This is a genomic window from Janthinobacterium kochi (assembly GCF_051380715.1).
In the GTDB taxonomy this organism is placed as follows: Bacteria; Pseudomonadota; Gammaproteobacteria; order Burkholderiales; family Burkholderiaceae_D; genus Janthinobacterium.
The window spans coordinates 220,877-236,560 of the sequence record NZ_JBNYXO010000005.1 but is presented as its reverse complement, the minus strand read 5'-3'; the positions used below and the strand labels follow the sequence as shown (position 1 = coordinate 236,560).

The following is a 15,684-nucleotide window of genomic DNA, read 5'->3' as shown; positions in this document are numbered from 1 at the left end:
CAGCAACCGCTTGGGCCGCTGCACGGGGATGATGCGAGGAAAGGAAGTGCGCCAGCGCCAAGCGCCCCGAAGTGGGGCTGGCGCCATGGGGAGAGGGGGACTGCCTGCCGCTTAGCGTGGCACGTAGCGCCAGTTGGCGTTTTCCAGAATGAACGTCAGTTCCGTCTTGATGCCTTCCGGACGGCTCGGCACGCTCAATTCCGTATCGCATACCAGGTAGCCCGTCTTGCGCTTGACGTCGCACTCGTTGACGGCCTTGACCTGCATGGTGCTCTGCGCTTCCTGCATCTGCACATCCTTGGCCGCTTCCGGATCGCGCGCCACTTCTTCCTTGGCCCAGGCGCGTATCATCGTTTGCGCCTCGGCCGGCGACGGTCCCGCGAACTTGGCGTGCTTGCGCTCGACGCCGATCCAGGTACCGCCATCGTTACGCAGCGGCAAAACCATGAAGGCGTCGCGCATGCCGGCACTCATGTTCACCAGGCACACCACCTCGCCTTGCACTTCCTGCGACTCCTGGCAGCCGGCCAGGCTGGTAACCTTGACGGCGATCGGTACCGGCATAGCCGATTGCATCCTGGCTTGGGTTTTGGCCACGCCTGCCTGCACGGCAGCCTGGATGTGCTCCAGCGTGGGCATGGTAGCGGCATGGGCCGGCAAGGCGGCGAACAGGGCGGCGGCGGTCAGGGCGAAGGAAGTCAGGCGCATGGGTGTCGAAAGTAGTGAGCTAAGGCCGGCAGTCTAGCACTTTGCATAAAAACAGCTGTTTCTCTAGAGACATTTATCCAGCGTCGGACGCAAGAAAGGCGCCGCCCGCATCCGCCTGTCCGCGCAGGCGCAAGCCAATGGCGCGCAGCATCTCGACCAGCTCGCGCAGACGCAGACCCTCCTCCGTCAGTTGGTACTCGACCTTGACGGGCACTGCCGCGTAAATCGTGCGCGTCAGCAAGCCTGCCTCTTCCAGCGCGCGCAAGTCCAGGGTCAGCATGCGCTGCGAGATATTCGGTACGGCGCGGCGGATTTCGCTGAAGCGCTTCGGTCCCGCCATCAGATAACTGAGCAGCACGATGCGCCAGCGCCCGCCCAGCAGTCGCATGGCTTCTTCCACGGCGCAGCCGGAGACATTGTCTTTCATGGTTGGCTTCCCACCTGGTATAAAAAATGTACCTATACCACATTATTCTGCCTTCTTCCAAATAGTAACCATTGCCCTTAGACTGCCCTTCCCTCACCCCATTGGAGTTTCGACTTGGAAACCACCCTGATCTACAGCGTGCCGTTCGGCTGCTCGTTTGCCGCCATCGCCGCCCTCGAATGGAGCGGCTTGCCGTATCGCCTGGCCCGCGTGGAAGCACGCGACCCGGCCAGCAAGCAGCATCCCGCCTTTCTCGCCATCAATCCGCTGGGCCAGACGCCGGCCCTGCTCACGCACGCGGGCGCGCCGCTGCTGGAAAGCATGGCGATTCTGCTGCACCTGGCCGCCCGCGCACCGCACAAAGGCCTCGGTTTTGCCCAAGGCACGCCCGCTTACGACCGCCTGAACAGCGTGCTCTCCTTTCTGCACACGACGTTTCATGCCGCCTTCATGCCCGCCTTCCAGGCATCGCGCGCTAGCGCCGGCGATACGCGCGCGGCCGTCTGGCGCGAGATGGCCGTCGAGAAGGTCAACAAAAGCCTGGCGCACCTGGAGCACCTGCTTGCTGGCCGCCGGTGGCTGGCAAGCAACGCCGCGCCGACCATCTCCGAGGCCTACCTGGCCGCCACGGCGCGCTGGGCCGAACCGCTGCAGCTGGCCCGCCTGGCCGACTATCCGCGCGTGGCGCGCCTGCTGGCCGCGCTGGAACAAGACCCCGGCATCCGCTTTGCCCATGCCATCGAGGCAGGCTTGCCAGCGGCCAGCCAGGGAGGTTTCCTGGGCCACGTGGCGCTCGACCAACTGGCCACTCCGGCCGGCTAACCGGCGGTCAACTCCCGCAGCAAGCGCGTCTTTATTGCTATGATGTCGGGCTGCCGGCGGTACAGCCGGCCACGTCAATACCATATCGATAACGTCGTCATAAAAATCGGGAGTTTGAATGAGTTTACGTCTGCTGCTCTTGGGAGCATTCAGTGCCGCCATGGCCACCGCCGCCGTTGCTGCAAAACCGGCGCTGGCCGCGCCACGCGGTTTCACCGTGGAAGACATGGTTGCCATGGAACGCGTAGGTAGCCCCGTGCTGTCGCCGGACTCCACGCGCGTCGTCTACACGGTGCGCACGACCAACCTGGACAAAAACCGTGGCAACACGCAGCTGTGGATGATCGACCTGCGCGCACCGAACGCGGCGCCGCGCCAGCTTACGCGTGGCGAAGCCAGCGCCGGCGACCCGCAATGGTCGCCGAACGGCGACGCCATCTACTTCCTCTCAAGCCGCTCCGGCTCCTCGCAAGTGTGGCAGCTGCCCCTGAACGGCGGCGAAGCGGCCAAGGTCACCGACCTGGCGCTGGACGTGGACACTTATCGCTTGTCGCCGCAGGGCGACCGCCTGGCCTTCAGCATGGGCGTCTTCCTCGATTGCGCGGACATCGCCTGCACGAAAAAACGCCTCGATGAAAAAGCCAAAAACAAGGCGACCGGCATGGTCTACGAGCAGATGTTCGTGCGCCACTGGGATACCTGGGCCGATGGCCGCCGCAACGCGCTGTACTCGGCGCCGATCGACGCCAGCGGCAAGGTCAGCGCCGCGCCCGTCAGCCTGAGCGGCAGCCTCGATGGTGACGCGCCATCGAAGCCGTTCGGCGACAATGGCGAATACCATTTCAGCCCGGACGGCAAGACGGTGGCCTTCTCCGTGCGCGTGGCTGGCCGCACGGAATCGTGGTCAACCAACTTCGACGTCTACACGATTCCTGCCGCTGGTGGCCAGGCGCCGCGCAATCTCACCGCCGACAATCCGGCCTGGGATGCGAAAGCCACCTACTCGCCAGATGGCCGCACCCTGGCCTATGTCGCCATGACCAAGCCGGGCTTCGAAGCGGACCGTTTTCATCTGGTGCTGATGGATGTCGCCACTGGCAAGAAGCGCACCGTGGCCGATGATTGGGACCGCTCCGTGGCCGACTTCCGCTGGACGCCCGACAGCAAAGCTTTCCTGGTCGCCGCCGACGACGTGGGCCAGCACCGCTTGTTCCACATCGACGCGGCCAGCGGCAAGGTCGCTGCGCTGACGGGCAAGGGCGCCGTGGGCGACTTCGACGTGCGCGGCAATACCATCGTGCTGGCGCAAGCGAACCTGGCCTCGGGCGCGCAGCTGTACACGCGCAAACTCGACGCGAAGTCGGAAAACGCACCGATGGTCCAGCTGACGAAGCAGAATGCGGCAGCCCTGGCCGACGTGCGCTTCGGCGAATATGAACAGTTCTCGTTCGCCGGCGCGAATGGCGAGACCGTGTATGGCCACGTGATGAAGCCATGGAATGCCAAGGCCGGTGAAAAGTATCCGGTCGCCTTCCTCGTCCACGGCGGCCCGCAAGGCAGCTTTGGCAACAGCTGGAGCTACCGCTGGAATCCGCAAGTGTATGCGGGCGCCGGCTACGCCACCGTCTTCATCGACTTCCATGGTTCCACCGGCTATGGCCAGAAGTTCACGGATTCCATCAGCGGCGACTGGGGCGGCAAGCCGCTGCTCGACTTGCAGAAGGGCCTGGAAGCGGCCACCAAAAAATTCCCATGGCTGGACCGCGAGCGCAGCTGCGCGCTGGGCGCGTCGTACGGCGGCTACATGATGAACTGGATCGCCGGTAACTGGCCGGACGGCTTCAAGTGCCTGGTCAACCACGATGGCGTGTTCGACAACCGCGGCATGGCTTACGCGACGGAAGAACTGTGGTTCACCGAGTGGGAAAATGGCGGCCCCTACTACGACGCGCCGGCCAGGCACGAACAGTTCAACCCCGTGAACTTCGTGAAGAACTGGAAGACGCCGATGCTGGTAGTGCAGGGCGACCTGGATTTCCGCATCCCTACCGCGCAAGGCCTGGGCACCTTCACGGCGCTGCAGCGCCGTGGCATCCCGAGCAAGCTGCTGGTCTTCCCGGACGAAAACCACTGGGTGCTGAAACCGGCCAATTCGCTGCTGTGGCATCACACGGTGCTCGATTGGTTGAATACCTACACGAAAAAATAACCAATAAAGCAAAATCAGGGGTCAGACCCGTCGGGGGAATACGTCCCAGTGGGACGTATTCCGATCGCGAAGCGACTGACCCCAGCTCTTTGCCGTTGGGTTTAATAGCTACTGAGCGCCTTGGCAAACTTCACGATCCACAGCCGGCTTGGACGCTCGCGGTCGTCGCCGCGCGCCACGCGGATGGTGTTGGCGGCATTGCAGCCGGCCGCGCTGCTGGTGACGATGACGCCGTTCGCGTCGACCGTGCACTTCGTGACGTCGGCGCCATCGACTTCCACGCCATTCGCGTCAAAGATCTTGGTTTTCAGGCCGAAGTCGTTGTCGTTGGCCAGCGCGATGGTGGAGTCATCGATCAGGGTCAGGCCTTCGGCCTTTTCCGCCGCCCAGCCGATGGCGTTCAAGTCCAGCAGCAGAGTTTTCTTCAGCGGCGTGACGACGGCCCAGTCGGCGCCATTGACGGCCGCGCCGCCCATGCTGCTCTTTTCCAGGTCGGAGGTCGTCGCGTTGAAGGCGGCGGCCGCGATATCGGTGGCGCCCTTCAGTTCGACCAGCATCAATTTGTTGAAGACCTTGCCCGAAGGTGCTGCGCCCTGCTCGATGACGAGGAACTTGCCGCCGCCCAGCGCCACCATGTCGCCCAGCTTGGCGTTGCCCGTGCGGCCATCCTGGTAATCGGCCGCATTCAAGGGGTAGGCGAACATTTTGCCGCTGGTGCCCGTCGTCGGGTCGAATTCGATCCAGCGCGTAAAGCGGGCAAAACGCTCCACCTGTTCATTTTTCTTCGTCACCGAGTACGGCGCCGTGCCATCGGACAGGGGGCTTTGCAGGAAGGCGTACAGCTTGTCATTGCTCGTGTCGAGTGTCATGCCTTCCATGCCGCGGTTCGCGCGGCGCTTGGCGAACAGCGCCGGCAAGCCCTTGCCCGGCTCGTACTTGGCCTGGATGACGCCTGTGGCGGCATCGATCTTGATGATGAAGGGGCCGTATTCGTCGGAGACCCACAGCGCATTGCGCTTCGCATCGACGACGATGGCTTCCGAATCGAGGCCGCCCGCGTTGAAGACCGCCTTGCCGGTCGCGTCGAACTTCATCGCATCCATGACGGGAATCTCGGCCGAATTGCCCACCGCGCCCACGGGCACGGGCAAACCCGAGCTGTTGACCGTGGCCGACACCTTGATCGGCGTGCTCGATGCCAGCACGGCGCCATTCTTGCCCACCGTGATCACGCCGAACGAAGGCGTGAAGCTGGGCGACGGGAAGATCTTGCTGCCGATCGTGCCCTTGCCCGAAGGGTCGGGCACGATCGGGCCGTCGCCGTTCGGGCCACGGTCCGTCAAGCCATAGAATTCCAGGTCGCCCGCTGCATTCTTGCCCTTGTAAGCCAGGCCCGAGCCATACGACGGCAGGAAGCCGTTCGGGAATTCGCCCTTGACCTTGGCATTCGCGCCTTCGTACGGCACGTAGAATTTATCGGCCGCCTGAATCTGGTAGCGCGTCACCGTCACTTTCACTTCACCAACCGGATTGGCTTGCGTCAGCGCCTCGTTGACGGGCGCGCCTGCTTTCGAGGCAAGGGTGTCTTCGAAATGCTCGCGCACCAAGGCGCGGCGCTCGGCATCGACCGTGCGGCCGGCGAATTTCCCGCCCACGCTGCTCAAGTGTGCGGCCAGGGCCGCGTTGAAGACGGCCGGCGCGCTACCAAAGTCCAAGGTCTTGCTGGCCAGCGCCGCCTTCACTTCGGGCGTCAGCCTGATGCCGTTCGACGGATCGCTGTCGTCATCGAGCAGTTGCAGGGCCAACAGGCGGTTGACGACCTTATCGTCCGCCACGTTCGTGCTGGCGGCCAGCGCCAGCGGCGTGACGACGGCGCCACATGGCGCCGAACCCAGGGCCAGGCCGCCCACGCTGAAGGCCACCGTATCGCCCGGGTTGCACATGAATTCGCCCTTGGCGTTGGTACTGGCCTTGGCCGCGCTGCCGGCCACGTAATCGAGTCCTTCCACCGCGCCATCGAGGAACACGCCCGTCTGCGCCACGGGCTTGGAAGGTTCCGCCGGCGTACTATCGCTGCCGCCGCAAGCGGCCAGGGTCAGGCTGGCGGCGATGGCCAACAGGGTCAGTTTCGGGGTCGACGTTACGGCAGCGTTCATGCATTCCTCGGCTAAAGTGGGATTGAAGCCGTGGAGAGTAACTGGGCAAAGTGACAAGGTAATGACAGCGGCTAGGCCAGTGGCGTATCCGCAACAGGCCCGCCGATGCCGCCAAAGCGGCCGTCGGCCTGACGCCGGAATTCCTTGGGCGTGACGCCCTTCACCTGCAGGAAGCGGCGGTTGAAATTGGCCACGTTCTGGAAACCCACGTCGTAGCAGACGTTCGACACATAATGATCGGTATCCATCAGCAGCTGGCAGGCCTTGTTGATGCGCAGGCGGCTGATGAAATCCGTGAAGCTGTTGCCCGTCGCCTTGCGGAAAAACCGCGAGAATTTACTCAGCGACATGCCCACCTGCTCGGCCAGCATTTCCGCCGAAATCGGCTCGCGGTAATTGTCCGTGATGTAATTGAGGACGGAATTAACCTTGGCCAGGGTGGCGTCATCGTCGTACGAGCGCAGCGAGGCGCTCGACAGCAAGCGGTAGTTGGCCGTGCGCGCCAATTTGCTCATTAATTGCACGAATTCGGCGAAGCGCTCGGCGCCATGCGTGACGCGGATGCGCGCCAGGTGCTGCTCGGCCTCGTGGCCCATCTCGAAAAACTCAACGCCATAGCTGGAGCGCTCCAGCAGGGGCAGCAGCTCGCGCAATTCGGGGACGACGCGCGCAGCGCCGGCCAGCGGCGCGTGGGCGAACTGCACGATCATGTCGCGCAGGGCCACGCCGCCTTCCGGCATCACGTTGGAAATCCAGTTATGCGGCAGGCGTGGGCCCGTCAGCACCAGGTGGCCGGGCGAGAATTCGCCGATATAATCGCCCACGAACAAGCGCCCGCTGGTGGCGACGATCAGGTGCAGCTCATACTCTTCATGGCAGTGCCAGCGCACGCGCGAGCTGGGATAGCCATGTTCCAGGTAATTGATGATGCCGTCGTAGCTTTCCCGTTCCAGCTCGGGCGCCTTGCGCTCGCTGTCCTTCTGCCACAGGTGTTCCATGCTTGTCTCTCCCAGGCTGTCCCCGCCCGTGCCATCGAATGTACCTCAAAAAGTCTCATCCACCAAAACGGCCCAGCGCCTGCTGGCGAAACTCCTTCGGCGTCATGCCCTTCAATTCCAGGAAACGCCGGTTGAAGTTGGCCACGTTATTGAATCCCGCCTCGTAGCAGATGTTGCTGACATAGCGTTCCGTCTCCATCAGCAGCTGGCACGCCTTGTTGATGCGCAGGCGGTTGACGAAGTCCGTGAAGCTGTTGCCCGTGGCGCTGCGAAAGAAGCGCGAAAACGTCCGCTCGGGCATGTCCACCTGCTCGGCCAGCTGTTTCAGCGAAAACTGGCTGCTGTAATTGTGCACGATGAAGTTGATGGCTGAACTGATCCGCGCCAGGGCCACGTCGTCGTCGCTCGACTGCATGGGCACCGTCGACAGCAATTGATAATCGCTGGTCTGCGCCAGTTCCCCCAGCAAGGTCAAAAACTCGATGAAGCGCGGCAGGCCGCTGCTGTCGCGGATGCGCCGGAAGCGCCGCAGCGACTGCTCGCTGACGGCGAAAAATTCCACGCCATGCAGTGCGCGCTGCAGCAGCGGGAAAATCCCTTTCAGTTCCGGGATGGCGGCTGCCATCGACGCCAGCGGCGCATGCGAAAACTGAAGCACCATGTCGCGCAGCGCCACGCCTTCGGGCGGCGTGTCGAGCGAGACCCAGTTGTGCGGCACGCGCGGTCCCGTCAGCACCAGGTGGCCGGGCGCAAACTGGCCGATATAGTCGCCCACGAAGACCTTGCCGCTCGTCTCGACGATCAGGTGCAGCTCGTACTCGTCGTGGTAATGCCAGCGCACCAGCGCATTCGGATAGCCATGCTCCAGGTAGCGGATGAAGCCGAAACTGCCTTTCGGCTCGAAGCCGGGCGTGGCGTCGCGCTGCTGTTCCAGCTCCATCTGCGGCAAGACAGCATCGGCTTTGCGTGGCATGGCGCGCCCTCCCCGTCAGGCCACGACCTGTTCCAGCGCGGCGCGCGCGCCCAGCCCGTACAGGCTGGCCAGTGCCTGCCCCACCGCCTGCGTAAACGCGGGCGTGTCGCTCAAGTCGCCGAACAGTTCGCGCAGGGACAGCAGCGCCTTGGCGTCCGAGCCGCCCTGCAGCGCCAGCGCGCGCAGGCGCGCCGCATACGGGTCGTTCAGCGGCATCTCGCGCCCCGCTTCGTCGTGGCCTTCCAGGTAGCGGAACCAGCACGCCACCGTGAAGGCCAGCAGCTTGACCGCGCCACCCTGGGCCAGCGCTTCGCGCACGGACGGCAGCACGAATTTCGGGATGCGCGCGGAACCCTCCGTGCCGATGCGCGCCAGCTGGTCGCGCACGGCCGGATTCGAAAAGCGCCCGATCAGGGTGTCCTTGTAGCTGGCCAGATGTATGCCTTCCACGGTATCGAGCAGGGGCGTGACTTCGTCATCCATCATGCGCCGTACCAGCTGACGGATGCCTGTATCAAGCATCGCTTCATGCGCAAACGTGTAGCCGAGCTGCATGCCGATGTAGCACAGGGCCTGGTGGCTGGCATTCAAGAGACGCAGCTTCATCTTTTCATACGGCAGCACGTCGTGCGTCATCTGCGCGCCCACCTTTTCCCAGGCCGGGCGGCCCTGCGGGAATGCATCTTCGATGACCCACTGGCGGAACGGCTCGCACACGACAGGCCAGGCGTCGATGACGCCAAAGGACTCGCGCACCAGCGCCCGGTGTTCATCCGTGGTGGCCGGCGTGATGCGGTCGACCATGCTGTTGGGGAAGCTGCCATGCGTGGCCAGCCAGCGCGCCAGTTCCCCGTCGCGCAGGGCGACAAAGGCCAGCAGCATCTTGCGCGTTACGTCGCCATTGTTTTGCAGGTTATCGCAAGACATGATGGTAAACGGCGCCAGGCCATGCTGGTGGCGCAGAGCCAGGGCGGCGGCCAGGTAGCCAAACGAGCAGCGCGGCGCATGCGGGTGCGCCAGTTCATGCACGATGTCGGGGTGGTTCGCATCGAATTCGCCCGTGCCCTGGTTGACGTAGTAGCCGCCCTCCGTGATGGTCAGCGCGACGATGCGCGTGCCAGGGTCGGCAAGCTTTTCCAGCACGGCTTGCGGCTCGTCGGGCGCATACAGGTATTCGCCGATGCAGCCGATGATGCGCGCGCTGTCGCCGGCCGCGCTGCGCTCGATCACCGTGTACAGCCCGTCCTGCGCCTGCATGGCGTCGCGCATGGCCGCGTCGGTCGCCAGCAAGCCCACGCCGCAATAGCCCCATTGCTCGTTTCCGGGCAAGGCCAGCAAATCGTCGAGGTACACGGCCTGGTGGGCGCGAAAAAAACCGCCCACGCCGATATGCACGATGCTGGCCACGAGCGCGCCGCGCGCATACGCGGGCACGGCAACGTTGGCTGGCAGCTTTGCCAGATTCGCCTGGTTCAATGCGATGGCGTCCATTACAGCGCTCCTTTCGCCGCCGCGTAGGTCTTGCCGGCGCGGTCAAAATAATGGACGAAGCCCGGCTCAAACGTCAGATGCGTCTGCTGGCCCGGCTGCAGGCTGCTGCGTTCCGCGCCGCGCGAGACCAGCTGCACATTGTTCGGTAGGCGCACATAGGTCAGGGTTTCCACGCCCAGGGACTCCACCAGGTCGACGGTGACGGGCACGCTGCCCGGCTGCGCCGCGCCCAGGTGCACGTGCTCCGGGCGGATGCCGACGAAGCCGTCCGCCTGTGCCGCGCTGCCTGCCTGCGCCAGCAGCTGCGGCGCCGCGTCGGCCGGCACCACGTTCATGCTGGGCGTGCCGATGAATTGCGCCACAAAGCGGTTGGCGGGATGGTCATACAGTTCCAATGGCGAGCCATGCTGCTCGATCTGCCCATCGCGCAGCACCACCACGCGGTCGGCCAGGGTCATCGCTTCGACCTGGTCGTGGGTGACGTAGATGGTGGTGGCGCCCAGTTCGCGGTGCAGCTTGGCGATCTCGATGCGCGTCTGCACGCGCAGGGCCGCGTCCAGGTTCGACAGCGGTTCATCGAACAAAAACACTTTCGGGTCGCGCACGATGGCGCGGCCGATGGCCACCCTCTGGCGCTGGCCGCCCGACAGCTCTTTCGGCGTGCGCTCCAGGTACTTTCCCAGGTCGAGGATGGCGGCAGCCTTGTCGACTTTCTCGCGGATGATGGCCGGATCGACGCCGGCCAGTTTCAGCGCGAACGACATGTTCTGGAACACCGTCATGTGTGGATACAGCGCATACGACTGGAACACCATCGCCAGGTCGCGCTTGGACGACGGCAGATTCGTGATATCGCGCCCGTCGAGTGACAGCTTGCCGCCGTCGATCGGTTCCAGGCCCGCGATCAGGCGCAGCAAGGTGGATTTTCCGCAACCTGACGGCCCCACAAAGACGACGAATTCACCTTGTTGGATGTCCAGGTCGATGCCCTTGATAGCGCGGTGTTCGCCAAAGAATTTCTCGATATTGCTCAGTTGAAGGTAAGCCATGATTGTCTCATTTCTGATTTGTTTTTCGATGCTACTTGACTGCGCCAAAGGTCATACCCTGGACCAGTTGTTTTTGGCAGAACCAGCCCAGCGCCATGATGGGCACGATCGCCATCAGGGAAGCGGCCGACAATTTGGCCCAGAAGAGTCCTTCCGGACTGGAATACGAGGCGATCAGCCAGGCCAGGGTGCCCGCGTTGGAGGCGCCCAGATTCAGCGACCAGAACGATTCATTCCACGACCACACCATGCACACGAGGGCCGTGGAAGCGATGCCGCCCACGGACAGAGGCAGCACGACGTGGCGGAATTCATCCCACACGGTGGCGCCATCCATGCGCGACGCTTCCAGGATTTCACGCGGCAGCTCCTTCATGCTCGTATACAGCAGCCAGATCATGATGGGCAGATTCATCAGCATGAACATGATGGTCAGGCCGATGCGCGTGTCGAGCAAGCCGAAGTACTGGTAGCAGATATAGATGGGCATCAGCGCGCCCACGCCGGGCATGTAGCGCGAACTGAGCATGAATTTCAGCAAACCGATGGTGCCGCCCGTGGGAAAGAAAGCCATCGAATACGCGGCCGGAATGGCGATCAAGAGGCCAATGGCCGTCGAGACCACGCTGGTAAACAGCGAGTTCCACGCGTAACCGAAGTAATTGTCGCGCGCCAGCACTTCGCGGAAGCTGTCGAAGGTCGGCGTGAAGAACAGCAGCGGCGGCGTAGAAATGGCTTGGCCTTCCGTCTTGAAAGCCATCAGGCCCAGCCAGAAGATGGGAAAGAACAGCAGCAGCGCGCACAGCCAGGCGGCGGCCGTGCGGCCATACAAATTGAGTTTGCTATGCATCAAGGTCTCCTTATTTCGACAGATTCTTGCCGATGACGCGCATCAGGAAGAAGGCGGCGATGTTGGCGATGAGCACGGCGAACAGGGCACCGGCCGAGGCCGCCCCCACGTCATAGGACAGCAGTGCCTGCTGGTAAATCATGAAGGTGATGGTGGTCGTATCAAAGCCGGGACCGCCGCCCGTGGTGGTGAAGATTTCCGCAAAGATCGACAGCAAAAAGATCATCTCGATCATCAGCACCACCGAAACGGCGCGGCCCAGGTGGGGAATGTAGAGGTAGCGCAACTGCTGCAAATAGGTGGCGCCATCCATGCGGGCCGCTTCCAGCTGTTCGCGGTCCATCGATTGCAGGGCCGTCATGAAGATCAGGCAGGCAAACGGCAGCCATTGCCAAGACACCATCATGATGATGGAAAACAGCGGGTGGGCCGACAGCCAGTCGACGGGCGTGGCGCCAAAGAAGATACTGATTTGCGCGAACAGGCCGTAAATCGGATTGAGCAGCATGTTCTTCCACATCAGGGCGTTCACGGCCGGCATGACGAGAAACGGCGAGATCAGCAGCACGCGCACGATGGCGCGCCCGGGGAACGCTTCATTGATCAGCAGTCCCAGCGCCGTGCCCAGCACCACCGTGATCAGCATGACGGAAAACAGCAAAGTAAACGTGTTCTGCAAGGCCGGCAGGAACGAGGCATCGGTAAAGAAAAAGTGAAAGTTGGCCAGCCCATGGAAAGGATGGCCGCTCGGATCGAGCATGGAATAGCGCACGAACGCGTAAAACAGGGTAATCAGCAGCGGAATGACGGAAATGACGGAGACGGCGACCACGGCCGGCGTCAGCAAAGCCCGGGGGATAATGCGTTTCATAATGTTCTCTTGGGGCAAGGGGAAATCTGGGGTCAGACCCGGCGGGGGAATGCGGCCCAATGGGACGCATTCCGATCCGAAGGACTGACCCCGGCTTTACACTATTGGGGTACGCAAACTATGCAGCAGGCCTACTTGTAGTAGCCACCTTTACGCATCTCCCGCTCAGCCGTCTGCTGCGACAATTCCAGCGCCTGGTCCACCGTCACCTTGCCCAGCAGCGCTGCCGCCATCTGCTGGCCAGCGGCCACGCCGATCACCTGGAATTCGGGGATGGACGCGAATTGCACGCCCACGTACGGCGACGGCAACATGGTGCTTTGTACGGCGCGCGTGGTGGCCAGGGCCTTGCCTTCGGCGGCGGCAAATTTCGCCGCTTTCTGGAATTCGGGGCTGGCATACGTCGATTTGCGCGTGCCCGTTGGCACGTTGGCCCAGCTGGTTTCCTTGGCCACCAATTTCACGTAGTCGGGCGACGTGGCCCAGTTGATGAAGCGCTGCGCTTCATTCGGGTGCTTGGAGCTCGCTGGGATGGCGAGCGACCAGATCCACAGCCAGTTGGCGCCCCGCTCCGTCACGCCCACGGGCGACTGGGCAAACGCCACCTTGTCGGCCACCTTGCTTTGCTTCGGGTCCGTGATGAAGGAGGCGGCAATCGTCGCGTCGATCCAGATGCCGCACTTGCCCTGGTTGAACAGCGCCAGGTTTTCATTGAAGCTGTTGGCGGCTGCGCCCGGCGGGCCGTATTTCTTCATCAAGTCGACATACATGGTGACCGCGTCTTTCCACGGCTTGCTGGTAAATTGCGGTTTCCACTGCATGTCGAACAGCTGGCCGCCGAAGGAATTGGCCATGGTGGTGATCAGCGCCATGTTGTCGCCCCAGCCCGGCTTGCCACGCAGGCAGATGCCGTACACGCCGTTGGCCGGGTCATGCAGCTTGGCCGCCACGTCGCGCAACTGGTTCCAGGTAGGACGGTCTTCGATCGTCATGCCGGCTTTTTTCACCAGGTCGCTGCGGTACATGATCATCGAGCTTTCACCATAAAACGGCGACGCGTACAGCTTGCCATCGCCGGAGAGGCCCTCGCGGATGGCCGGCAACAAGTCGTCGATATCGTATTTGGCGTCTGGCTTGATGGGGATCAGCCAGTTTTTCTTGCCCCATATGGGGGTTTCGTACAGGCCGATGGTCATCACGTCGAACTGGCCGCCCTTGGTGGCGATATCGGTGGTCATGCGCTGGCGCAAGACGCCCTCTTCCAGGGTCACCCATTTGAGCTTGATATCGGGATTGGCTTGCTCGAAGAACTTGCTGAGCTTTTGCATTTCGATCATGTGGCCGTTGTTGACGGTCGCAATGACCAGGTCGGTGGCGGCAAAAGCGGACGAGCTGAGGCAGCCGGCGATCAGCGCGGCAATGGCGGAACGTTTCATTGTGTGTCTCCAGTGTTTTTTGTCGTTGGCAATGCTCAGGTACTTGGCACCACGACCACAATGTAGCACCGGACTTTGATACTTTCTGATACTCCAAAACCGCAATTCGATACTCTTTTGCAGGCCCTCTATGCATCAGAGTATCGATATTAAGTAAAAACAACACTTTGAAAGAAAGTATCGTCACTTGTTCGTTTTGTATCAGGCTGGTCAAAAAAGCGCTGCTAGACTTGATTTTCGGCATTAGACCGTGTGCGGTGGCCGCCTCCCGGGGCGCCGCCGCTACCACCTACATCTTTCTGGAGACCGCATGAACCGCACTGCACTGAAAACCTTACCTGCCCTGCTCCTGGCCATCGCCAGCGCTTCCGCCCTTGCCGACCCCATGTACCCAGGTGATGCCGAAGGCTTCCATGGCTACCTGCGCGCTGGCGCCGGCAGCAATACCTCCGGCGGTGGCGGTTCGCAAGGCTGCTTCGGCCTGGGTGGCAACACCATGAAGTATCGTCTGGGCAATGAGTGCGACGCCTACACGGAATTCGGCTACACCAAGTCCGTCGCCAAGTCCGGCGGCGTGAACTACCTGGCCACCATCTGGGTCAACGCCTACGCACCGAATTCCGATTTCGGCGACAACAAGCTGGGCATCGTCAAGGCCTATGTCGAAGCGCAGGGACTCGATTTCCTGAACGGCGGCACGGCCTGGATCGGCAAACGCTTCTACTACCGTCCTGACATCCACATGCTGGATCTGCAATACATCAACATGAACGGCACGGGCGCCGGCCTGGACCGCATTCCTGCGGGCCCAGGTAAATTTTCGTATGCCTTCTTCAAGGACAACGATATCGCCCAGCGCGATGACGACAAAGGCACGCGCAGCGGCGTACCGGGTGCTTACCTGGGCACCAAATCGGCCGTGCGCCAGAACTTCATCTACGGTGAAATTCCTGTCAACAACAACGGCACGCTGGACCTGGCCGCGACCTACATCATCGGCGAAGGCAAGGATGACGCCATCCTGGGCAAGCGCAATAACGGCTGGCAGCTGTCGGCCTTCCACCGTCAAGCGAAAGTCTTCGGCGGCGGCAACACCTTCGGCGTGCAGTACGGCGTCGGTCCTGGTGTCGGTGGCGCGGGCAACGGCCAGTTCGGCGCCTCGGGCGACACCGGCTACGGTTCGGACCGCAAGCGCACGCGCGTCTTCAATGACATGGCGATCCAGCCGATGGCCAACTTCGGCATGGAATTCGTCGCCCTGTGGCAAAAAGACGAGTCGAACGCCAACGGTTCCTCGACCTGGACCTCGGTCGGCGTGCGTCCTGTGTACGCCTTCACCGACAACTTCAAGCTGGTGGGCGAACTGGGCACGGACCGCGTGACGCAAGCGGGCGGCCTGCCGGCCAAGCGTTTGACCAAGCTGACCATCGCACCGACGATCTCCGCCGGTCCTGGCCTGTGGTCACGTCCTGAACTGCGCGCTTTCGTGACGTACGGCAAATGGAACGATGCGGCCACCGCCTCGGTCAATGCGTCGAACAACGGCGGCCCGATCTACAACAACAATACCAGCGGCACCTCCTATGGTTTCCAGGTAGAGACGTGGTTTTAGGCTGAAACAACCCAGCAGCAAAGGCTGGGGTCTGCCCCCCGAAAAAAAGGGCGGAACTGCGGTTCCGCCCTTCCCTGTTTAC

13 protein-coding genes are annotated in these 15,684 nt (G+C 62.5%); 3 read left to right on the top strand and 10 right to left on the bottom strand.

Going from position 1 to position 15,684, the window contains the following annotated elements:
• Positions 1 to 111: 111 nt before the first annotated feature.
• Both ACQ4WL_RS13700 and ACQ4WL_RS13695 read right to left on the bottom strand, forming a co-directional pair.
• The gene (locus tag ACQ4WL_RS13700) at positions 112 to 708 is read right to left on the bottom strand and encodes a hypothetical protein (protein WP_436510264.1); all 597 of its coding nucleotides are present in this window, start codon (positions 706 to 708) and stop codon (positions 112 to 114) included.
• Positions 709 to 781: 73 nt separating this feature from the next.
• Positions 782 to 1,135 carry a winged helix-turn-helix transcriptional regulator gene (locus ACQ4WL_RS13695; RefSeq protein WP_436510263.1) on the bottom strand — a complete coding sequence of 118 codons (354 nt, stop codon included), beginning with the start codon at positions 1,133 to 1,135 and terminating at the stop codon, positions 782 to 784.
• Between the two features lie 114 nt (positions 1,136 to 1,249).
• On the opposite strand from ACQ4WL_RS13695, the gene ACQ4WL_RS13690 reads away from it, so the two are divergent.
• Both ACQ4WL_RS13690 and ACQ4WL_RS13685 read left to right on the top strand, forming a co-directional pair.
• Entirely contained in the window at positions 1,250 to 1,957 is a 708-nt protein-coding gene (locus tag ACQ4WL_RS13690; RefSeq protein WP_436510262.1) for a glutathione S-transferase family protein, read from the top strand.
• A gap of 118 nt (positions 1,958 to 2,075) precedes the next feature.
• Positions 2,076 to 4,166 carry a S9 family peptidase gene (locus ACQ4WL_RS13685; RefSeq protein WP_436510261.1) on the top strand — a complete coding sequence of 697 codons (2,091 nt, stop codon included), beginning with the start codon at positions 2,076 to 2,078 and terminating at the stop codon, positions 4,164 to 4,166.
• A gap of 101 nt (positions 4,167 to 4,267) precedes the next feature.
• Here ACQ4WL_RS13685 and ACQ4WL_RS13680 read toward each other — a convergent pair whose 3' ends face one another.
• From ACQ4WL_RS13680 to ACQ4WL_RS13645, 8 genes are all read right to left on the bottom strand, one after another.
• Positions 4,268 to 6,322, bottom strand: coding sequence for an esterase-like activity of phytase family protein (locus ACQ4WL_RS13680; protein WP_436510260.1), 2,055 nt, complete (start codon positions 6,320 to 6,322; stop codon positions 4,268 to 4,270).
• Between the two features lie 71 nt (positions 6,323 to 6,393).
• Positions 6,394 to 7,320, bottom strand: coding sequence for a helix-turn-helix domain-containing protein (locus ACQ4WL_RS13675; RefSeq protein WP_436510259.1), 927 nt, complete (start codon positions 7,318 to 7,320; stop codon positions 6,394 to 6,396).
• A gap of 55 nt (positions 7,321 to 7,375) precedes the next feature.
• A complete protein-coding gene (locus ACQ4WL_RS13670) occupies positions 7,376 to 8,293 on the bottom strand; it encodes a helix-turn-helix domain-containing protein (protein WP_436510258.1) in 918 nt (305 codons plus the stop codon).
• Positions 8,294 to 8,308: 15 nt separating this feature from the next.
• On the bottom strand, positions 8,309 to 9,784 hold the full coding sequence (locus tag ACQ4WL_RS13665; RefSeq protein ID WP_436510257.1) for a mannitol dehydrogenase family protein: 1,476 nt from the start codon (positions 9,782 to 9,784) through the stop codon (positions 8,309 to 8,311).
• On the bottom strand, positions 9,784 to 10,833 hold the full coding sequence (locus ACQ4WL_RS13660; protein WP_436510256.1) for an ABC transporter ATP-binding protein: 1,050 nt from the start codon (positions 10,831 to 10,833) through the stop codon (positions 9,784 to 9,786). The genes ACQ4WL_RS13665 and ACQ4WL_RS13660 overlap by 1 nt, the downstream gene beginning before the upstream one ends.
• A 31-nt stretch (positions 10,834 to 10,864) precedes the next feature.
• Positions 10,865 to 11,683: a carbohydrate ABC transporter permease gene (locus ACQ4WL_RS13655; protein WP_436510255.1), complete on the bottom strand. Its 819-nt coding sequence runs from the start codon at positions 11,681 to 11,683 to the stop codon at positions 10,865 to 10,867.
• A gap of 10 nt (positions 11,684 to 11,693) precedes the next feature.
• Positions 11,694 to 12,554: a carbohydrate ABC transporter permease gene (locus ACQ4WL_RS13650; RefSeq protein ID WP_436510254.1), complete on the bottom strand. Its 861-nt coding sequence runs from the start codon at positions 12,552 to 12,554 to the stop codon at positions 11,694 to 11,696.
• 131 nt (positions 12,555 to 12,685) lie between these two features.
• A complete protein-coding gene (locus ACQ4WL_RS13645) occupies positions 12,686 to 13,990 on the bottom strand; it encodes an ABC transporter substrate-binding protein (RefSeq protein WP_436510253.1) in 1,305 nt (434 codons plus the stop codon).
• Positions 13,991 to 14,300: 310 nt separating this feature from the next.
• Between ACQ4WL_RS13645 and ACQ4WL_RS13640 the strand changes: the two genes are divergently transcribed.
• Positions 14,301 to 15,602 (top strand): maltoporin, encoded by a 1,302-nt coding sequence (locus ACQ4WL_RS13640; RefSeq protein WP_436510252.1) that lies wholly within the window; start codon positions 14,301 to 14,303, stop codon positions 15,600 to 15,602.
• The last annotated feature ends 82 nt before the right edge of the window (positions 15,603 to 15,684 follow it).